The sequence below is a fragment of the Burkholderia sp. SCN-KJ genome, from assembly GCF_024656005.1.
Lineage (GTDB): Bacteria > Pseudomonadota > Gammaproteobacteria > Burkholderiales > Burkholderiaceae > Burkholderia.
On the sequence record NZ_JANKOG010000001.1, the window covers coordinates 458,002 to 480,166 of the forward strand.

Sequence of the window (22,165 nt, forward strand, 5' to 3'; positions counted from 1 at the left end):
GAACGACGATGCGCCGGCAGTTGAATCGCCACCCCTGCCCCGATTTTTTGCCCCGGATTTATAGATGAACGATTGTATCGTTTTACGAGATAACGATACAACCTCGGCGCTCCGAAATGCGGTATAGCCGATTTGCGTTATCGGACACTGTCGGCACCATTCCCGGATGGCCGCCGGCTAAAGCTTCGCGAGCCAGCGCTGCAGTGACATGTACAGCTTCTTGCGCGCCGAAATCCGATATTCCGAGTAAGTCGTCAGCGCCCACATCTTGACTTTCCCGGACTGCTGTTTGAGCCGATTTCGCTTCAGCTTGCCCTGCCCGGTCAACTGGCGCTGCGCGTGCAGCAATGCAATTGCGTATTGTGCGTCGATTACCGCCCGCGATACCGGATGCACATAACGCGGATAGCGCAGCAACGTCCCGACGATCAGCTCGTCGAGCGTTAGTCGACGATTGCGACGCGACCAGACCGGATGGGTGTACGTTCCATCGCCAGCGCCCGGCATGCGTTCGGCGCCTGTCGAGACGTTCGCGAACACGTCGTGCGTCAGCCCCCAGCCGGCATAAAACGGCGCGCCGTAGCAGACGACCCGCTTGCCACGCAGCAGCGCCTCGAAGCCGGTCAACGACGTCATCGTATGCACTTCGTCGGCCTGCTCGACGCAGGCGATCACGTCGGATTCAGGCGCCACGGCGTCGGCGAGCCGGCGCGCTTCGTGCAGCGGCACCGCACCCGCGCGATTGCCGCTGACGACGTCGGGATGCGGCTTGAAGACGATGAACGCATCGGGATGGGCGGCACGCACGCTCGACAGCAACCCGAGATTCGTGGAGATCCACGGTGAACCGGTCCGGATCGATGCATCATCCTCGACCTGCCCCGGCACCAGAATAACTTTCGCGGGGCGCGGCGACGGTAGCGCGACGCCGCCGTTGCCGACGTTGTACTTGCCAATGCGGGCGTCGACGAGCGCCGCGCGCACGGTGCGGGCCTCGGCGAGTTCCGCATCGTCGAAGCCACCGCGCTCGAGGATCGCTTCCAGCCGGGACGGCGTGCGCGGATCGAAGTAGATGCCGAGATCGTCGATCACGAGCGAGAGCGGCGCGATGAGATTCGAGCCGAGACCGACGGAGCGGATGAACCCGTCCTCCATGCGAAGCACCGGCAAGCCCAGCTCCTGCGCGGCGGCAGCAACATCGGGACGCCGGGCACCCCACAGCACGACGCGCCGCGATGCGTCAGGCGGCAGACGCCGCAGCGCCGCCGGGGAATCGACGAAACGCACGCGAGCGCCACCGTGCCGCAGAAACGGTGCGACCACGCTGCGCTTCCATAGGCTCAGCCCGACGCACACGAGTTCGCCTCTCGTCACCTCGTTCAGCCGGCGTTGCTTCGCGAGATGGGCAATCACGTCGAAGATCGTGCCGCGGCTGCCGGTTTCGGGATCGATGTAACGGCAATAGCGCAGGTACGCCGCATCGAACAGCTGATGCAGCGTCGCGCTACCGCGGCGATCGGCAACGATCGGTGCGTCCGCGTGACGATCGTCGGTGAGCCCCCAGCCGGCGTACCACGGCAAGCCGAACGTCACGACCGGCTTGCCGCACAGCAGCGCCTCGAAACCCATTTGCGACGAAACGGCATACACCTTGCCCACCCGCTTCAGCAGCGATGACGGACTGACGTCGGCCGGCAGCAGATGCACGCGCGGATCGCTGAATGACGCGTCGACGAGATAGCCGGCCTTCTTGCCGCACATCACGTCAGGATGGGTCTTGATCCAGACCGGCTTGCCGGGGTTTTCGATGAGCGCGGCGGCAAGCATCGCGCGGAACGACGATTCGTCGGCACCGCCGAGGCGGACAGCGACGTCCCCGCGGGTCTGGTCGATGACCAGGATCGCGTCGTCGCGCCAGTCGTCGGGCGGGACGAAATCGGGCGCGTGGTTGTATTTGGACAAGCCGTGGCGGACGATCAGAGACATCGCGCGGCCGGCTTCGTTCCGCGAGGCATCGGCGCGGTCGCTCGCGAGCGCGGCGGCTTCCTTCACGAGCATCTCGAGACGGGACGGACGGCTGGCGTCGTAGTAGATGCCGAGATCGTCGATGACGATCGACAGGGCAGTGTCGCCGAGCACGCCGAGGGAGACGGAGCGGAGGAAGCCGTCTTCGATGCGCAACGTTCGCACGCCGGCGGCCTCGGCCCAGCGCTCCGCACGCGCCCCGCTCTCCCGTTTCCCCCAACCAAGGAAGCCGGTAGCCTGCCCGACCTGCCAGGGCCAGCACAGTTTCACCCGCGCATCCAGCAGGACGGATCGGCGGAGCGTCCATAGCCCGACGCTCCAGACCGGAACGCCCCACACCCCGCGCCCGCTCACTGCATCTCCTCGTGGTCCGGCTTGCGCGCCGTACCGTCTTGCTGGCCGCGATGGCAAGGCCGCCCCATATCCTCAAGCAACGGCCCGAGGTGGCGCGCCAGATTTCGCGCATAGGGCCAGCGCGCGTAGTGGTGGTCGAGATCCTTGCGGCACCACGAATCCTTCACGACGCCGTTCGCGCCCAGCGCGAACGGGCTAGAATCGAAATATGCAACGCCAATGCCGGCGCAGAACGCCATGACACGTGCGTTGAACTGCAACGTCAATTCGGTCCGTTGCCGCTGCGTGGCGTCGACCTGCTCGCGAATCGCATTACCCCGGTTTTTCCGTGCCATCTCGTCATTCAGCGTCGGCAACGGTGCACTCAGCACAAGGACGCGCCCCCGCTTTGACAGGTCACCTATGTATTCACAATAGTTGTTGACCGCACGGTCGAATATTTCCGACATGGCGTCGCCGCGCGTTTCCACGAGACGCCAAAGGGAGTACCCCGTATCGACTTCACCTAGGTTCACGATGACGAGATCACGCGCGATTTCGTCAAGCGCCGTATCGAACCTGGACCACGCGGATGTGATCGAGTGGCGATTGATGATCCCGATTGCAGTCGCGCCCGGGACGTATTCGACCGCGAACCTCACGTTCGGCAACACGAACTGGAACCATGCGTGTTCAAAGACGCGAACATGCGAGTCGCCGATCACCAGGACGTCGACGACCGGGCGCCGCATCATCCACGATGCGGCGCTGCTCCAGAGGCGAAGCGCTCGCAAAAGCGCGGTCCTCGCCATCATCCGGCAATCACGGCGGCGATCTCGCGGAGGCGATGAGACCACGTGTGATGATTCAGCACATATTCGGCGCCGGCGCGCGCACGTTCCAGGTCGATCGACGACGGACCGCGCAGGAGACGCGCAAAGAGTTCCTCCGCCTCCTCGGCATCGTGAACCTGGTAACAGTAGTCGCGAAACAGCCTATCGATCGCAGGCGACGGATTCGTGACCGCAATCCCTCCGCAACCGAGAATCTCGACCATTCGACGAGAGAACATCGTCGGCGAGTCTTCGATCGTATTGACGTTAAGCGACACGAGATAGTCCCGGAAAATCGACGCGGTGTCGGCATGCGATATCGCCGGAAGCACATGCAGATCCGGGAGGCTCGGATACCGGTAGTGCAGGGCCTTGCGGCGTGAATTCCGGTCGACCACCGTCAGACCGAGGCCGGTCCCGCACGCGGCGCCGAACAGTATGTCCTGCCAATACCGGCGACGCTCATGAACATGGCGGCCGTAACTTCCGACGAAGGAGGCCCGGCGATACTTGAAATTGAATCCCTGGAAACCGTGTGTCCTTGGCTGGATCGCGAACATCATGGTGTTGACGGGCACCCCGCCCCCGAGCGCCGCCCGATATTTCGGCACGCAACCGGAATCGACCGTGAACACATAATCGAAAAGCCTGGCGCTCTCGATAAACCGATCGAAATGCACGCCGTCTTCCTTGTTCCAGAACACCGTCGGGATGCCGCGATCGCGTGCAGCCGCAACCAGCTTCGCAAGTGCGAGGTTGGTTCGCGACGGGTATTCCGGATAAGCGGCAATCTTGTACTTCCATTTCGCCTTCGGGCCTTCCCAGGCCGATTCGACGAGCAGGAAATCCGGCCGGCTCAATGGAAGACGCCAGCGGTAGTCGATTGGCCCGACCGGCACAACGCGCGCGTCGTACACGAGGCTGGCGCTGGTCAGTGGGTCGGCGACGAGCGCCACGGTCGGTCGCGGATGCGTCATCGCCCATTCGCCTGCAGCCGAATCACGCAGCGGGCTTCGATCCAGCAACGCATGTTTACGTAACACTCCAACACGAACCAAATACTCCGAAATTCAACCGGCCGTCCTCCGTCTCGAGAAAAAGTCAGTCGATCTTATCCACGACGATCAGGGACGACCATTTGTCGTCCGCTTCGCCATACTTCGCGACGAGCGTCGGCACGAAACGGCTCCCCTTGAAGATGTTCCGCACCGCCCCCGCACTCAATGCGTCCTCCCCCGAGCGACGCCGCAGGAAATCCGCTGCCCGGCTCCCGGAATCGCCGGGTTGATCTGCCACGATATGGAAGATGACCTTGCTGCCCGCGCCAAGCACGGTGCCGAGTTCCTTCAATCCCTTTGTCAGCACCCGGGAAACCGCGGCGGGATCCTTGCATTCGACGACGAATCCGTTCGCACCCTTCGGAACATCATCCGGCCAGATTCCGCTGTCAGCGGTCGCCGCGATCTTCGCCAGATCGCCCAGTTGATCGGTGATCGTGCGAAACGCGTCGTCCACGCCCGCGTGAGCAGACCACGCGATTTCGACTTCCTTGATTCGCTTGCCCTCCACCTTCCTGGATTTTTCGCCGGCATGAGCGGGAGGTACCTCGGCCGCATCACCGGGCTCGGGAATATCCAGGACCCGCTTTACCTTTGCATCGAGATCCGGACCGACGTCATAGACCATCACCCGTGAGCGTCGAAACCCCAAACCCGTCTTGAATACGTTGAGGCCGGCGCCGACGTTGCCTTGATACAGATAGTTGATACCGCGCACCCAAGGCATCGTGTCAATGATCACACGCACGGCCTCGCTCATCAGCAGATTCATGACGCCACTGCTCAGGTGGTCGCGATGCCCCAGTATGTGATTGATCTGCAGTATTTCGCCAAAGCAGTACATCGTTATGTACGCACGAATCCTGCCTTCGAAAAATGCGCCGAAGAATATTTCGCGATGCCGCGGGCAAGTATGCTTCAACAGGATAGACTGTGGGCGCCGATAAAAATACTCCGGAATCCTTTTCCCTTGCCGAATCTCGGTCGAAGTCCGGATGTCGAGAATGTCATCCGGATAATCGTCGGGATTGGCCGCCTTGTATTCGTAGCCATTTCGTCCGGCCTTTCGGATCATGTTCCGTGAACTGTCGCCAATAAACTTCAAATAATCAGCGTGCGACTTCGGAATGGCTAGAAAGGACGGATTGCCCGTATAGGTTCTGGCGAACAGCTGTCGACCATCGATGTCGAAGAGGTGGTCCTCGACCCCATAATGCCGATTCGACTTGTACGCGTCGGCCATGTTGGAATGCCAGCGCTTGTTGTGATTGGCGCAGTTGACATCCGCGGCGCACGCATCACAAATGGAAAGCAGATTACCGTGAACCAGCGGCAATCCGTCATCATCTGCACGCCATGCCTCGAGGCTTCTCACCTTGTAGGACTGTGCAATCGAATGCACCGCCGAAGGCTTATGATTGGAAGTAAGATTATTAAAAAATATAGGGTAAGCCCAGCTCCACGTGCGCAGACCAAATCGCCGACAAGCAAGACCTTCAAGGTTACCGACAAAATTCAGAGTATCGCCGCGAACAGATGAATCGAGGTATCGATAATATCCGAAATCAGATTTTACAATTCCCGCACGAGCAAGCGCATCCGCATCCGGATCCGCATCAAATTCGAATACTGCGAGTGAAGCCCCACGTTTTCCGGTCGGGTAGTTTCCAACACGCGCTTGAATGACAATATCGGTAGATTTCGCACCGGCGTCGAACCATACGATTTCAGATGTAAGCACAAGCGATTCGATCGTATATAACGCATCCCGCCCAATCAATCGCCTAAACATCTCTTTCATCAACACCTCGCCGTCCAAGGAACAAACGTTTGCGCTGTTCCAGTATGCTTTCAAATATTGCCCATCGGACAGGGATGAATTGGCCTCAACATCCGGATAAATGCCACCAACTGCAGTCCAGAAAGGTCTAAAATATTTTTCCCACGCGGCTCGGTTACGAATATCCTCGAAGACAAACAATCGGGAATTATACGATTCCCTTACAAAAGACAATGCTTCGACAAACCCCGGCCCCGGATCCGGTTTGATCGCGACTTGATCATTCTCCGTCCCGATACCTCGCGAGGCCGCCAATCTCTCATTGACCAGACAATTCGTCAAGTCTGGCAACACACTCGTCGCGATCCCCGCAGCCCCATCAAGCCTCGCAGCCAGACGCAACGCGGAAATGCCATCGGATTCGACACCGGAGATACATATTGCGGAAACGTCAATCGTCAATTGCTCGGCAGTGTCCCGCACCAAAAACGACAATTCCGCGAGCGCCGTATCGTCAGCCCATTGCAAGCTTTCAGGTACCGGCGCCTGGATCTGATCAATATATCGATGCGAATCGAGAATGCACAGCAACGCGCCGTCGAAGCGCGGTGCGACGCCAATTTCGTCTCGCGCGCCGACGATCGGCGCCATCTTGCAGAACGTTTGTTCCGAACAAACGAGCACCAGTAATTCGCGCTTTTCACCCGGGCGTAACAGCACCTGGAAAATCCGGCCGCCGGCGACATACTCGAATGCCGTCGGCCGATTCGTCGACGCCGCCCACGCTTCCTTCTCGAATCTAGGTAGATTGCAGCAGACCGGCACCGAAAATGTTCTGGCCGCAATCGGGCCACCATCGCCCGCGCCGGTTTCCAGCCAATATATTCCGTTGCGCTCCGCCAGTTCGAACGCGATTGCTTTGGCTTCGACACCGCTCTTCGTGTCAACGATGTCGCCGTTTCTGCGCAGCGTCACGCTCGTACCCGATGCGAGAAGCGAGCGTCGAAAGCTTGCCTGCAGAAGACTGCCATCCTGCCCGATCCCCATGGCTTCGAACACCGCAGGTTCCAAGTTCGCGGTGTTCGACGTTACGACGAGTGCGGATGCAGCGGGATGCTCAATGGAATCGCCCGCGCAACGCTCGTATTGCTCCGCGTCCACGCAGGTCGAGCGCTCGAACTCGTGGAGCAACCGCACGGTTTCCCGATAGAGATTCGGTACGTAATGAAAAGGCGAGACACCCCATCGATGGTTGTCATCGCCGATCAGCAGCTCAGGTGAATACTCTAGGAACTGCGTTTGCGCCAGATCACGAGCGATGTAGTCATACATCCGGCCAAGCAGCGCGTTGTTTTCCGCGACGCCCCAATTGAACTGCCGGCCGCCGAGGGTTCGTTCACCCCAGAACACCTTGTTAATCGCAATGTTGCGCTTGAGTCCCTTATCGCTCACATATGAGAGAAAGCGCGTCCATCCCTCGCACCATCGATCCCAAAATTCGGTGCCGCCGGAGCGAACCGTCCTGCCCCGCTTGTATTCCTGCGCAAATCCGGCACGAACAATTTCGTCGGACAGCGTGCAGCAACGTCCGGTCGGATCGTCGACCCACAGATCGAATCGCTCATCGATGAGGTCGACCAACACGATATCGGTCTCTTCGGTGAGTGCGTCCCGGAAAAAGCGCTTCGTCAGATCGCGCTCGACGACCCTGCGCCCGAATGAAGACGGAATGTCGGATACGCAACGCGGGATCTCGTTCGAAAACGGAACGGCGTTGAGCGACGCGAGCGACGAGCGAGCGTAGTAATCCGACAACTCGATCGAGTCATCAGACACATATTCCAGCGCGTCTCTCGATACACATGTACCCAGAATCAACAGTTTCATCGTATTTCCCGAACTCTCGGTACATTCAACGCCCCGCTCTTCGCGGCACTCGACGGAACCCTCCGACGACCGACATGTCCTCAAACGTTGGCAATCCGCTTCAGGGTCGCCCAATGCTTGGACGTCATGGCACTCCACGAACGCGATTCGGCAAGTTCGATGCGCGCTTCACGATGCACGTCCTCCTCCAGTTCATCCAGCGACTCTTTGATTGCCCGGATCCACTCCGCCTTGCTTGCCGCGACCCGCAGCAATGGACTCTTGACCGTTACCGCATTCATCGGCGACGAAATGACCGGCTTGCCGGCAGCGAAATATTCCCAGAGCTTCAGCGGTTCAACCGCGTGCATGGCGTCGTTGACGACGAAAGGAATGATCGCCACGTCATACCGCGCGACGGCGGCAGCGCCGACCGGTCGACTGACACGTCCGGCAAAGAACACGTTGGGGAGCGCCATCAGGCGTTCGACGTGTTCCTCGACATCCTTCAATCGGTGCTTCTCGACTTGTCCATTGAACACGAAATCCAGTTCCGGCATTTCCGCGCACACTTCAGACATCATTTTCCAATCGAAGAAATCGCTCAGATTGCCGAGATATCCGATCGACTTTCGCTTGGCGGAGCGCGCCGCATCGAAACAGCGATAGCGCGCAAACACGTCGTATGCGACGCCGTTCCCGACCAGGCTCCACGAGCCCGCATGACGTTTCTTGCGATCGGCGAGAGGCTTCGACGTGAAGAACACGTGATCGGCCTCCCGGAGCACCTCGGGTTCGAGTCGCGCCACCTCGGGATACGTTGCCCCGGTGCTGAAATCGGCGGTGTATTCGTCGTACACCTCGTACACGAACGTCGCCTTCTCGCGGAGATGTTTTCTCTGGTTCGGCTTGTAGATCCAGTGAACGACCTTGCTCCGCGCGCCGTACAGATGCGCGGCAACTCTTTCGGCAATCTCGCCGAGGGCATCGTTCGATTTTAGCAACGCATGAACGTCGGCTCCGGCAGGGAACCCGCCGGTCAGAAGCCGGATCCGCGCGATATTGTCGCTCTCGCGAACCGGCTTCAAAGCCAACGACGACAGCATCTCGCTTTCGAGCGTCGCATTTCCCTTGAGCAGGGTTGCATAATGATTGCCGGGTTCGACGATCAGGAAATCGCATGCGTCGCCAGCGTTCCGTGCCAGCGCCTCAAGCATTTCCCGACGGTGGAACCCGTGCCACGCGTCGATCGCCCACACGACCACTACCGTCTTCTGGCGGGTCGCTACCGCACTGGCCTGCGCAGCGGATTGCTTGGGCAGCAGCACGTCGAGCCACTGGTCCCGAACGACGTCGGCACTATAGGTTTCGCCGATGAACGCCGATCCTTGGGACGCGAGCCGCGCGCCGGTATTCGATTGACGGAAGAAATCGATGTTGTCCGCCGCAGCCTGTGCCGAATCGACCAGCGGGAGCAGCGGATAGATGGTCTTCGCACCGTCCCAGTTCCAGACGACCGGAATCGCTCGCGAGCACATCCCCTCGGCCACCGCCATATGGAAGCTTTCGAAATCCGACGGCGAGAGCAGGAATCCGATTTTCCTGAACCATTGGTGCACGTCGTCGCCGGCAGGATCGAACACGACCTTGTGTCGCAAGTCGCTGCTGTTGATCGTTTCGAATATTTTCGTGTAGTACTCGCGTTCAGCGGTACGGGCCATCAGCCAGCGATAGCTCTGCGGGCTCGCCCCCTTGATATGCAACGTGTAGCGCTCGTCCTTCTCCAGCAATAGGCGCAACGTATCGAGCGCGAGATCGAGCCGCTTGCGGGATGGCACGATCCCGATCATGCCGAGATTGAACTCGTTGCCCCCCATCTTTTCCTGCTGGAAGCGCTTCGAATCCAGGAAGTTGCCGACAACGCGAACCTTCTCCTTCGGCATGGAGAATTTGGCGACGCACTCCTCCAGGATGTGCTGACCGACAAACACCACCTCATCCATCTTCTCGTAGTCGATCTCCGCGGGATACGGCGTGTTGCGTTCCTGCAGATGCAGCCGCGTGACCAGGCGCTGGCCGTCACGCTTGTGCTTTGCGCAGAATACCGCGTTGCCGAGTGCCCATTCGGCCACGACGATATCCGCCCACTCCATCATTTCGAGCGTCTTCTTCGGATCGTGGTCGTTATGGCCGGGCCAGTAATCCTCCTTGAATTCGAACAGGCCTGTGGCCTCGAGATGCGACTGGAGCGGATACCAGAACTTCTGGTCGTGACCACAGACAAGTACTTTGCGTTTGCCGGCCTTCATTTCTTTATAACGATAGATATCAAACGTGGTAGAGGTCGCCATCGCGTGCGCTCGGGCGCTTCGACTCAGGTCGGTCAGATCTGGATCGTCGCGATCTTGTTGCGCAGCACTGCCTCGGGCATTTTTGCCACATCCGGCAAATAGTTCGCCGAATCCGCCGAGAACGAACGCAGCGACCCTTGACGGTCCAGCACCGCACCATCGGGACCCAGCACTTCGAGCGCCGGGCATTGAGCGGGCTTCACACGCAGCAGCCACGCCTGAGGATCGCGCTCGACGTCGAACGCGTACCTGTCCGTGCCATCGCGGGGCTTGGCAACGATATCCGCATGGCTGTATACAAATGCGTGAAGAAGATCCTGCAGGTACCACTTCCCGTAGAAGGCCCGCGGAGAAAACACTCCGACATGCGTCGCGTTGAAGGCAGTGCTCGCGCGGGAGATAGCTTCGCCGAGATGATTCCCGAGCGAAACGACTTCGATGTCCGGCATGTCAGGGGATTTGACCGAACCCTTGCGGGCAAACAGCACCAGCCGTTTCGCCGAAACCGACATGACCTGGGAGGCAAACATGCTGGCGACGCGTCGCGCTTCGTTCGCGTTGTCCACTACCGCAAAGACCAATACGCGCACATCTTCAATAACGCGCTTCTTGATGCCGACCGTGTCGAGAATCTGCTGGGTACGGTGAGCGAACGTATGCTCGGAGAACACGGCACGGATACCCTTCAGGCTTCTTCGGCGCCACTCGTCCGGCGACTCGAGCAAAGCACGCATCGCCTCGTCGGCTTCCTTCGCATCATCAACGGTCCAGACGAGGTCCCGGCCGAACGTTTCGTCGATGCCGAGTGATCGCGTACTCACGACCGGCGTGCCGCAGGCGAGCAGTTCGTAGACCCGTCGCGAGAACATCGTGCGCGAATCGATGACCGAATTCACGTTCAGGAAAACGCTGTAGCGCCGGTAAGCCCGGGACATTTCGTCATACGGCAGGCTGCCGCGGATGCAGTCCTGAAAGCGCTCCGGAAACGCGAAATCACTCTTTGCGCCGGCCGCATGATTGCGGTCGAAGATGTCGAGCTTGTAGTTCATCGCTGCATCGAGCAGCATGATCTGGTCGTCCCGGCGATCCGCGAACCGGTTCGCATAATAGCTACCGGCAAAACACAGTTTTCCGTTCCGTTCGTTCGAACCGATCGGATTATGCAGTCCGGGTTCGCACGCGAAAGGCAGCACATTCACGTTCGAGGACGAGCGTGCGGCGTACTGAGGCATCGCTTCCTCCGCCGTCGTGAACACGAAGTCGAATTGGCGTGCCGCCTCGATGAAGTTATTGAAATGGACGGGATCTTCCTTGTTCCAGAATACCGTCGGAATGCCGCGCTCCTTGAAGCCGTTTACCATGGCCTGCAGTTCGCGTCCCGGCGGATGCGCATAGGAACCGACGCGATACTGCCAGGAAGACCGGTTTCCGCGCCATGCGGATTCGATCAGAAGCAGCTCCGGCTGGTCGCGCGCCAAGAGGCCTTTCCAGTTGTCCGGACGCGGCTCGACCAGATTGAGGTATGGCGCGAAGCACTCGCGGCTGAATTCGTCGAACACCGTCATCGCTGTGACCGTCGAATGCACCGGCGCTGCCGGCCATCCGAGGATCGACAGATCCTCGCCGAGCGGAATGTCGATCGTCGTCGGTTGCGCCGGTGCGGGAGCAGAAGCCGACACCGGCGCCGCGAACGTCGGGGCATCGATCCGCTTCGCTTCACTGCCCATCATGCGACGCTTCAGCATCTTCTGTTTGTAGCGCTGATTGGCCTGCCATAACCGCAATGGCAGCGTGAAGACCTGACGGATGCTTTTCGTGCCAACAAGCGCGCTGCCAAGATCCCAGGTGAGCGAATTACTTATCCGGTTGAGTTCGTTCTCGAAAATCCTGACCTGTTTCTCGAGCTTCCTGTTTCGCTCGATCTCGTATTGAAGCTTCGAATAGTGCCCGGCTCGCTTCTGCTGGGCGACATCCAGTTCGGCGCGCAGGCTCGCGATCTGCTTGCGCGCTTCGGCAAGCTCAGCGTTGAGCTGCCGAAATTCCGGAACACCCATCAACGTCTGATCGAGCGCGGTCTTCAGCCGCGAAACCTCGTTCACCAGCTTTGCATTGCGCTCGATTTCGAAGGTGAGCTTCTTGTAGTGACCGCCTCGCTTGGTCTGTGCAACTTCGAGTTCGCGCTGCAGCACGTCGATCGTGCTTGCGAGCGTGGCTGGATCACGTTCGGAAGACGTCTGGGTCGTCATTGCCTGTGGTGTCGCTGGGATCTGCTTGTTCATTGCGTACTGGCGTAACGGTTTGAAGGAGTATCGGTGCGAATGGCCTGGAGGACCGGCCTTCCAGCCGGCCGATACGTCCCCTGTCTGTATTAGGCTCGATCAACTCCAGAGGCCCTTGGTATCGACGAGCCGCTGCCAGCATTGCAGTTCCGGCTTCTCCTTGAAGTTCGCGTGATCGACAAGCAAGACCAGCACGTCTGCGCTGTCGATGGCTTGGTCGAGCGTCGCCAGGCGAACACCCGCTTGCGCCAGGTTTTTCGGCAAATCGTCGATGTACGGCTCGACCGCGACCACGTGCTCCGGATAAATCTTGGCGAGATTGAGCGCGATGTCGACCGACGGGCTTTCACGCAAATCGTCGATGTTCGGCTTGAATGCGAGTCCAAGGCACGCGATGCGAATATCGCTTGCGCTCTTGCCCTCGGCAACGGCTGCCTCGACGGCTTCCTTCACCTTGGAGATCACCCATTCCGGCTTGCTGTCGTTCACCTCGCGGGCGGTGCGGATCAGCCTTGCCTGTTCAGGAGTCTTGTTCACGATGAACCATGGATCGACTGCGATGCAGTGGCCGCCCACTCCGGGCCCCGGCTGAAGGATGTTGACGCGCGGATGATGGTTGGCGATCTGAATAAGCTCCCACACGTCGATGTTTAGCTTGTCACAGATCAACGACAGTTCGTTGGCGAAAGCAATGTTGACGTCGCGGAATGCGTTTTCCGTGAGCTTGGACATCTCCGCCGTGCGCGCGTCAGTAATCAGCAACTGGCCCTTCACGAAGATGCGATAGACGTCCTGCGCACGCACCGCCGATGCCGCATTGATGCCGCCGATCACGCGATCGTTCTCCACCAGTTCGCGAATCACCTGACCCGGCAGGACGCGCTCGGGGCAATACGCGACATGGACGTCGCACTCTTGCGTCGCGTCGCTCGCGAATACGAGATCCTTGCGCATTTGCGAAAGCCATTTCGTCATCTGCTCCGTGGTTCCGACCGGCGACGTCGATTCAAGAATCACGACGTTGCCCTTCCTGAGAACCGGCGCGATCGATTCGCTGGCGGCCTTCACGTACGAGAGATCCGGCTCGTAGCCGGCACGGAACGGAGTCGGCACCGCAATCATGAATGCATCGGCCGGCTCGGCGACCATCGAAGCGCGTAGCCACCCTTCCCGAACCGCGTCTCGAACGACACTGTCCAGTTCCGGTTCGACGATATGTACTTTTCCCGCATTGATCGTATCGACGGCATTCCTGTCGATGTCTACACCAATCACGCGGACCTTGCGCGCAGCCAGCACGGCGGCGGTCGGCAAGCCGATGTATCCGAGGCCGATGACGGAAACGGTATTAATAGATTGCGTCACAATACATCCTTGATTGCTTGTTGATTCTTCGCGCATCGCCCGCGCAGGCGGACAATTCGAGTGCGATGTCCCGATCGATTCGGTCCAACTGGCGGATACCTGCCTTTCAGTCAGCGAGCAGTTCGGCCGCTGTCTGTCCCTGGTCGGCAGCACCACCGGCGAGAAACGAAACGATCCGTTCACATGCGAGGCCGTCGCCATATGGGTTGTGCGCGCGAGCCATTTCCTCGTAGCGGACCGGGTCGTCGAGCAGTTCACTGCACGCGGCAACGATTCGATGGCTGTCTGAACCAACGAGACGCACGGTGCCCGCGGCGACCGCCTCTGGTCGCTCGGTCGTGTCGCGCATGACGAGCACCGGCTTGCCAAGCGACGGGGCCTCTTCCTGAATGCCGCCCGAGTCGGTCAGAATCACCGTGGAACGCGACATCAGGTATACGAACGGCAGATAATCCTGGGGATTCAGGAGATGCACGTTTGCGATGCCCGAAAGAATCTCTTCGGCGGGCAGCTTGACTTGCGGATTCAGATGGATCGGATAAACGAAGTCGACATCCTTGTACTGGCTCGCAAGTTGCTTGATGGCATGGCAGATATTCCGGATACCATCGCCGAAATTCTCGCGGCGATGCGCGGTGACCAGCACCATGCGGCGCTCAGAGTCAAGCATCGGGAATGCTTCACGCATCTGGCTCTGCAATGCGTCATCCTGTTCGAGACGTCGCGTCACGGCCAACAACGCATCGATGACCGTGTTGCCGGTGACGATGATGTCTTCGTCGCGCACGCGTTCCGCAATGAGATTCTCGCGTGAAGCTTCGGTCGGTGCGAAGTGCAGATCGGCAAGCTGACCGGTCAACTTGCGATTCCCCTCCTCCGGCCACGGGGAATACATGTCTCCACTGCGCAGCCCTGCCTCGATGTGTCCGACCTTGATTTTCAGATAGAACGAGGCCAGTGCACTCGCAAACGTCGTCGTCGTGTCGCCGTGCACGAGGACGTAGTCCGGACGGAACGATTCCAGAACCGGTGTGATCTCGTTCACGATATCGCACGTGATCGATTGCAGCGTCTGCCCTGCCTTCATCAAGTTCAGATCGTAATCTGGCTTGATCTCGAAAAGGTCGAGCACCTGATCGAGCATTTGCCGGTGTTGTGCGGTGACGCATACGCGACAATCCACACCCGACTTCCCCCTAAGCGCGTGAACCAGTGGCGCCATCTTGATCGCCTCCGGCCGCGTGCCAAACACGGTCAGAATTTTCATACTGTCTTTTTGCTTTTGTATAGGCCCGTTTCCGGGCACACCGCCGAAATGCGCGCGTACTAGTACGCGCTGCGGCCCTCTTTTGCGTTACGTAACGCGATCACGTTACGTAACGTCCTGCCTGTTACCAGAAGAAGATCACCCTCGCCGCAACGGCCATTTGATACAGGATTTGAGTAATCCCTCGGGTGATCTCGATATTCTTCGATTTCACCTTCGGCAACACCATCAACTCGTCACCTGAAGCAATCTTCGTACCACTCTCCGCGAGCTCAGCTTTGCCGTTCTGATGAATCACGACGATCTTGCTGTTGTCCGCTTTCTGCGTATATCCGCCGACGTGCGAAATGTAGTCGTCCGCCGTCATGCCCGATTGCCACTCGACGGCATTCGGGAAGAGCACCTCTCCATGCACCATGACAACGCTCGTACGCTCGGGAATATTGATGACATCCCCGTCCTCGAGAATCACGTCGCTCATCGTCTTTTCGTTGAGAACGACCTGCCCCTTGAACTCGGTCTTGCTGGCCAGCGCGGCGAATTTGGTAATGCCCTCGGCTTCCTTCGCGCGCAAGTTTGCTTCCTCGCTCGTCGCGGAAGGAGCCGACAGCGCGGCCTCCTGCAGTTTCTGGAGTTCGACGGCCAGCATCTCCTTCTGCCGATCGGCAACCGACTTGCGGAACAGTTGGACCTCGTCGACGCGTGACAACGGATTTGCCCTGATCTGACCGAGAACCTGCGCCATCGTCGCGCCGTAAGGCAATACCAGCGCGTGCTCGCCGGAATGAGCCCCCTCGACGCGAACCTGAATCGTGCCGGCGTAACGATCCGCGGTAACGACCAGTTGATCGCCGTCGTTCAACTTCACACTCGTTGCGTCGGCAATCGGGTAGTACTCGCTCGTTCTTTTGCTACCCTGGCGGCGCACGATGCTGACGTGCGTCGCTCCGGGTTTGGGACGCGCGATGGCAAGCGCCTGCTGCAGCGAAATGACCGACGCGCCGAACTCGAAATCGTATGCGTTGTACACCTCGCCGCGCACCGAGAAGACGTGCTCGCGCGGCCCCACGACGATGACGTCGCCGTCCGCCAACTGGAGCTGGTCGATGACGCCGTTGAGCAGAAAGTCGTACAGGTTGAAGTGCTTGCGCACGGCGCCACCGCGCTTGACCGTCACGTCGACGTAGCTGCCGCGCTCGACGTCGACGCCACCGGCCTTGTCGATATAGGACAGGATGCTCTCGGACGCAATGCCGCCGTACATGCCCGGCTGCTTGACGTATCCCGTGACATACACCTTGACGGGTTGCGCAACATCGAGGCTCGCATAGACGTTCACGTTCGCCTTGTAGACCCTGCGCACCTCGGCAAGCACGCGCCCGTTCAGCTCTGCGTTGCGCACGCCAGCAACGGTAACCGGGCCGACATTCGGCACGAAGATGTTGCCCTGCGGATCAACGATCAACTGACCGTCGAAGGCGAATGCGCCCCACATGCGCAGTGTGACCGTATCGCCGATGCTGACCTGATACCCGGGATTAAAGCCCGAACCTCGACTGTTGTGGAAGGTGCCGCCGAACAGCTGCGAACCGAACATGTTGTTCGGCGCCTGCGGCATGACCGATACATCGCTGGAGCCTGGCGTCATTCCGCCGGGGCCGCCTTGCTGGCGCCCAAGCTTCGCGTTTTGCATCGCCAGTGCGGCTGCCGCCAGAGACGCATCGTCCGGGCTATAGCTGAATTGCTGAATGTTGCCGGACGCCGGCCGGGACGATGCCGAGCCGCTGTCGCTTGTGCCCGTCGAAATCCCGAACAGCGAGTCGGTCGTTGCCGCCGACGCACCCGCACTGGCGACGCTCAAAACGAGCAGCGCCGATGCGATCCGGCTTCTTGATAAATTGGTCATGTCGAATTAATTACACACGTCGACGATCGGACGCTTCCTTTGCCCCGCAAACGACCGCGACATATACCCCGCCAGTTTTGATTCAATGGGGTGTCGTGCGGCGCGATATTCGCAGCACGGCACCTATGGACAGCCTTCGTCAGGTTCGGTGATCTTCGATAATCGCCTGCGTCAATCTGACGACGCCGTACAACAGCAACAGTCCCACCGCGAGTGAAGACAGGATATGGAGCCTGCGCGGGTATTCCGCCTCTTCCGGCAGGTTCGGCATCACGATCACCGAAAGACTCTTGGCCTTGTGAGCCGACTCGACCCGCGCCTTCTCGAAGGTCGACAATGAAACCTTGTACAGGTCCGTCGCAAACTGCAATCGCGCCTTCAGTTCCGCATATTGCGCGGCAGTGCGGTTCATCTTGCCGTCGCCCGGCGCACTCAGCTTGGTCTTCTCGAGCGCAATTTGCGCGGTAAGCGACGACAACGCATTGCGCTTGGCGACCACGGGCGGCGCACTTTCATTCATGTAGGTGAGCAGGTTGCGCAACTCTGCCTCGAGCTCCGCCTGCTTGACCTGCATTTCCGCCACCATGCGTCCGCCAGCTTCGGCACTCGCAGTCGGATCCAGCATTCCCGTCTTGTTTTCGAACGCGATGACCGAATCGCGCGCGCCCTTCACTTCCTCATACGAGCGATCGATTTCGTCGCGCGCGAACTGCATGTCGTTCCGCGCCACGCGATGCGACATCTCGTTCAGAAACGACTCACTCTCGGCCAATACGATTCGATTGAATTGCTGCGCGAACTCGGGAGACATCCCCTGAGTGCGAATCGTCAGGATGCCGGCCTTTTCATCAACATTCACGCTGAGGCGGCGCAGATAAAACTTGAGCATCTGCTCGCGTGTCGCTTGCGGTGACAGACGGTTCAGCCAGTCCAAACCGACATTGCTGAACGCCTGCTTTAGCTTGAGTCGCGCATCGACTTTCGCGAGCATGTCGGGCGATTCGATGTACTCCTTGAGCACGATCGCGTCGTCCCGTGCAGTTGCGTCACCCGCGCCGCCGAGCAACGCCTGGATGTTCAACCCCGAGGTCACCGACCTCCCGGCGTCCTTCACCATCACCATCGACTCGCTGACGTAGCGGCTACGCGCAATCAGCCCGAGGTACAGGCCGCACACCACCAACGGTATCGCTATGAGTATCACGGGCAGGCGATGTTCGCGCAGCCGCCCCATCCAATCAGACATTGTTTGCTTGCTTATAAACTTCGATCGCCTCATCGACGTCCGGGTAGTACGTTACTTTCCCGTCACCAATAAGCAATCCGACATCGCAGACCCGCCGAACCTCATCGAGACCGTGCGAAACAAAAATAAACTGACTGACCTCCCGCCGGGCCTCCATCAGCGCTTCACTCTTCTTGCGGAATACGGCATCCCCGACCGCAGTCACCTCATCAATCACGTAGTAATCGAAATCGAACGCCATCGACAACCCGAACCCGAGGCGCGCACGCATGCCGGTCGAATAGCTGCGGATCGGCATGTCGAAGAATCGGCCAAGCTCGCAGAAGTCCGCGACGAACTTCACCTTCTCGTCCAACTCGTGCCTGGCGGCATACAACCGGGCGACGAACTTCACGTTCTCGCGTCCCGTCATGCTGCTCTGGAAGCCGTTCGACAGTCCGACCGGCCACGAAATGCGCTTGTTCGTAATCACACGGCCGCGATCGGGTCGATCGATACCGCCGATAATGCTGAGCAACGTACTCTTGCCCGCCCCGTTCCGGCCGATCAACCCGATGCTTTTCCCGGAAGGAATTTCTACCGTGACGTCCTTGAACACGTAATGTCGGCCGGAAGGCGTCCTGTACGATTTTGTGAGATTTTCGATACGAATCATGATCGCAACAGTGACGGTTCGCGCGCCTTGTACAAAGCCAATCCCAAAAAGAAGATGAGGAACGTGCTGAATGTCAGATACGTCAGACTGACTCGTTCAATGTTGTATTCGGAAACGACGGCGTGCCGCATCAACTCGAAGGCATGAACGAGCGGATTCCAGAGCAGCAATCCACGGTACTGCGCTGGTATTGACGTCAACGGATACATGACCGAGCTGATGAAATAAAGCGGCCGCATCAGCAGCGGGATAACCTTTTCGCTTACCGGGAATTCACGGCCGATCACCATGAAAATAATACCGATTCCCAGCCCGAGAATCGTCACCAGAATCCAGATTGCAGCCAGTTCCGGGATATCGCTCAATTCCACCGACTGTCCGCCCAACGCAAGAATCAGCAGCAACACGGCAAACACGATGACGCTGATAACCAATTCAAGCACGGCGCGTGCGATCAACGTATCGATGGGATGAACGGGGCGATAGCTCAGCAGTCCGAGATTAGCTTCGAGCGCATTCAGCGACCGAAGCGTGATATTGAGGAACATGAAATACGGCACGAGCCCGCATATCAGGAACACCGGGAAAGAAATGACCGGCATCGCGTGTTTCGCGATCAACCCGAGAATCGCGAAGAGCACCAGCATGTGAACAACAGGCTCGAGAAACGCCCACAAGTAGCCGAGCCGCTGCTTGCCAAAGCGTGTTTTCAGTTCGCGCAGGAACAGCGCATATACAACTCTGCGCTGAATGGAAAACGCCCTGCCCAGCGCACTGCCCTCTGTCGGCAGGCCTTCCATAATTACCCCGGTAACATTTTCTTGAATTGCATCGTGACGCTCACTGCTCAATGGCTCGCGGCGCCTCCATAATGCCTCCGCGCGTTCACAATCGCGGCGCCGTATTCTACCGCGGATCTTTCGATTCACCCGTAAATTTTTACGATTGTAAGCATTTTTACGACACGAGGTGGACAGGACGATCTGCCATACTCGCTGCCCGACTTGATCAAAATGCACAAATTCGGATAGTCATCATGCATCTCGATCCGATTGACACGACGCTCGACTCATCGCTGCCTACTCATCTAAAACAACGCAAAGGCACGCAAAAGCAGCGATATCTCCCGAGGAAAACGTTGCCGTACGCAAGCGACTGGAAATGTCGGCGCGCGCAACGGGTGCGATCGTCCTTCGCACTCGAACTCGACTGAGACGGCGCTTCGCGATCGTAATATTTGGCAATCAACTCGATGTAAAGCCGACTAACGTCATGTCCGTCCAAAGGTGAAACGTCGTTTTAAATCACCTCCCCTGACGATTTTTCGCCCGTCAATAGCGCGCGGAATCTCGACGTGCGATGACGTCGCCATCATCTATTGGTGTGATGTATCGATACCGTCCGACGTCAACCGCAGCCCGCCGGACAAGTTGTCACCGCGCCACGCTGAACCGCCCAGGACTTGCGCACTCGGACGCTTGGCGAGCCCGGTTATATCCACTCGGATGTCGCCGGGTACCCGAAATTCACTGCTGGTCGCGCCCCTCTTTCCGATAGTCACCGCCTTCGCCACGCCGATCTTCGGAAAGCGGCGCGGGCTCGCGCGGGCTGATCGGCGTCGGGCTTGACAGGATGGAACCGTCGCTCCGCAGCAATCCGACATCCATCGTCTTCATGTTCGGTTGCGCCACGTTCCGCACTCTCAGTGTCGCGCTCGAACTGACGAGGGAACAGTGGTTCAGATAGGACGGCCTGTCGTAATTCGGGAAATTCCATGACAGGACCGTTGCAGGCGTCAAGCGGCCCGTTGTATCAGTCAACATCAGCGCCAGATTTCCAATTTCGCATGCCCCGTGTCCGCTCGTCTGGCGAAACAGTTCGGTTGTCGACCCCGGCCCATACAGAAGCTCGAGCTTGATGCGACCGACTTTCAGGGCCGAGATGATTCCATCGTAAAACTGAAAAACGCCTCCGCCATTGGAGGCGGCCGTCAGCATGTACGTTCCCGTCACGTCACCAATCTCGATCTCGCATGTTTTCGCCTTTTCGCGCGCAACGGCCACTTGGTGAACCTTTCGCGATGAGCGATTCTGAACCGAGTAATGCCCGATCTTCAGATTCCCTCCCTTGTCGACCGCGGCATAGCCCCACACATCGCGTACGATCAACGATCCGATGGATACATCGCTTTCGCTCACCACCGTCTGCAGATTCAGGCCCAGATCATCTTCGAATATCGCGGTTCCAACCTTGATCTTACCGCCTGCAGCAATGTCGTAAATGCCGTTGTTTCCGCATTTGTACGCGCGCAGGAAATTCACGGTGACTTCACCAGCCTGATTGATCCACAAAGCGGTCACATTATTTCCCGTGACGCTGCCGAATACGCAGCCGGTTACGGCTCCGGTACTCAGGACACGAGGCACCGACGGATTAGTGGCACTTGCCGACACAAGGTTTTCCCCGTGCACGTCGATACGACAGTTATGCCCGGTAACGAAAAGTACGCTCTGCATTCCGCCACCGACCTTGACGTCGCTACCGTAGATATTTTCACCACGCACCCGGCCGCGCACACCGCTCCCCGAGACCTTCACACCGACCAGCGAGCGTGCGTTGCCGTCCACATCGATATCAATGACGGAATGATCCGCGCCGATCACAAGCATGTTGCCGCCTTGCGGAAACGCGCCAGAGGCCTTTAATCGGATCTTCAGCCCGACCTGCCGGGAAAACGTGATCGACTGCGATACGACATACGTCCGCCCCTGGCCATCTATTCGCAATCCAGCAGGCAACGCGGCAAGCCTGAGCAAGGCTTGTGTATCGTCGATCACGCCATCGCCTTTTGCACCAAAATCGACCGGATCGAGCGCTCGAGTAGAATGGTCGGCAGTTGAGTCGACTGTCGCGGCATCGGTCCCACGAGCAAATGCCGCCAGCACAGTGGTGCCACCGACCAGCGTATTTGCCAATGCCGCAAGTATTTTTCTTCTCGTGTTGCTCATTCAATCTCCATTCTGGTTGAACGCCGCATCACTCCAGATTGCAATCAGCTCTTCCGGATACCGCTCGCCAGCGACGCCCACCGGTAAATCATGCCGATACCCAAGGCGCGCGCATGCGGCGTTGGAACAACCGCCCGATCGAGCAATTACAGAGTACAACACAGATAAAGATAAGCCACGCGTCGCGCAAGCC

The 22,165-nt window shown here is 58.9% G+C and carries 13 protein-coding genes; all 13 read right to left on the minus strand.

Features of this window, described 5'->3' with window-relative positions; genetic code table 11:
• Positions 1-177 precede the first annotated feature (177 nt).
• Positions 178-2,295, minus strand: coding sequence for a capsular polysaccharide biosynthesis protein (locus tag NQV17_RS02165; RefSeq protein ID WP_257768376.1), 2,118 nt, complete (start codon positions 2,293-2,295; stop codon positions 178-180).
• Positions 2,296-2,375: 80 nt separating this feature from the next.
• The gene (locus NQV17_RS02170) at positions 2,376-3,173 is read right to left on the minus strand and encodes an SGNH/GDSL hydrolase family protein (protein WP_257768378.1); all 798 of its coding nucleotides are present in this window, start codon (positions 3,171-3,173) and stop codon (positions 2,376-2,378) included.
• Positions 3,170-4,234 (minus strand): glycosyltransferase, encoded by a 1,065-nt coding sequence (locus tag NQV17_RS02175; protein WP_257768380.1) that lies wholly within the window; start codon positions 4,232-4,234, stop codon positions 3,170-3,172. Before NQV17_RS02175 ends, NQV17_RS02170 begins: the two co-directional genes overlap by 4 nt.
• Positions 4,235-4,292: 58 nt before the next feature.
• Positions 4,293-7,916 (minus strand): DUF6270 domain-containing protein, encoded by a 3,624-nt coding sequence (locus NQV17_RS02180; RefSeq protein WP_257768382.1) that lies wholly within the window; start codon positions 7,914-7,916, stop codon positions 4,293-4,295.
• An 80-nt stretch (positions 7,917-7,996) separates the two neighbouring features.
• Positions 7,997-10,246: a glycosyltransferase gene (locus NQV17_RS02185; RefSeq protein ID WP_257768384.1), complete on the minus strand. Its 2,250-nt coding sequence runs from the start codon at positions 10,244-10,246 to the stop codon at positions 7,997-7,999.
• 32 nt (positions 10,247-10,278) lie between these two features.
• On the minus strand, positions 10,279-12,525 hold the full coding sequence (locus NQV17_RS02190) for a glycosyltransferase (protein WP_257768402.1): 2,247 nt from the start codon (positions 12,523-12,525) through the stop codon (positions 10,279-10,281).
• A 99-nt stretch (positions 12,526-12,624) separates the two neighbouring features.
• Entirely contained in the window at positions 12,625-13,926 is a 1,302-nt protein-coding gene (gene wecC / locus NQV17_RS02195; RefSeq protein WP_374692666.1) for a UDP-N-acetyl-D-mannosamine dehydrogenase, read from the minus strand.
• Between the two features lie 70 nt (positions 13,927-13,996).
• A complete protein-coding gene (wecB, locus tag NQV17_RS02200) occupies positions 13,997-15,157 on the minus strand; it encodes a non-hydrolyzing UDP-N-acetylglucosamine 2-epimerase (protein ID WP_257768406.1) in 1,161 nt (386 codons plus the stop codon).
• A 124-nt stretch (positions 15,158-15,281) separates the two neighbouring features.
• Complete coding sequence (locus NQV17_RS02205; protein ID WP_257768408.1) at positions 15,282-17,063, minus strand: polysaccharide biosynthesis/export family protein; 1,782 nt, start codon at positions 17,061-17,063, stop codon at positions 15,282-15,284.
• Positions 17,064-17,202: 139 nt separating this feature from the next.
• Positions 17,203-18,309 carry a lipopolysaccharide biosynthesis protein gene (locus tag NQV17_RS02210; RefSeq protein ID WP_257768410.1) on the minus strand — a complete coding sequence of 369 codons (1,107 nt, stop codon included), beginning with the start codon at positions 18,307-18,309 and terminating at the stop codon, positions 17,203-17,205.
• Positions 18,302-18,964, minus strand: coding sequence for an ABC transporter ATP-binding protein (locus NQV17_RS02215; RefSeq protein ID WP_257768412.1), 663 nt, complete (start codon positions 18,962-18,964; stop codon positions 18,302-18,304). The genes NQV17_RS02210 and NQV17_RS02215 overlap by 8 nt, the downstream gene beginning before the upstream one ends.
• A complete protein-coding gene (locus tag NQV17_RS02220) occupies positions 18,961-19,764 on the minus strand; it encodes an ABC transporter permease (protein ID WP_257768414.1) in 804 nt (267 codons plus the stop codon). The genes NQV17_RS02215 and NQV17_RS02220 overlap by 4 nt, the downstream gene beginning before the upstream one ends.
• A gap of 726 nt (positions 19,765-20,490) precedes the next feature.
• Positions 20,491-21,972, minus strand: a complete 1,482-nt coding sequence (locus NQV17_RS02225; RefSeq protein WP_257768416.1) for a hypothetical protein — start codon at positions 21,970-21,972, stop codon at positions 20,491-20,493.
• Between the last annotated feature and the right edge of the window lie 193 nt (positions 21,973-22,165).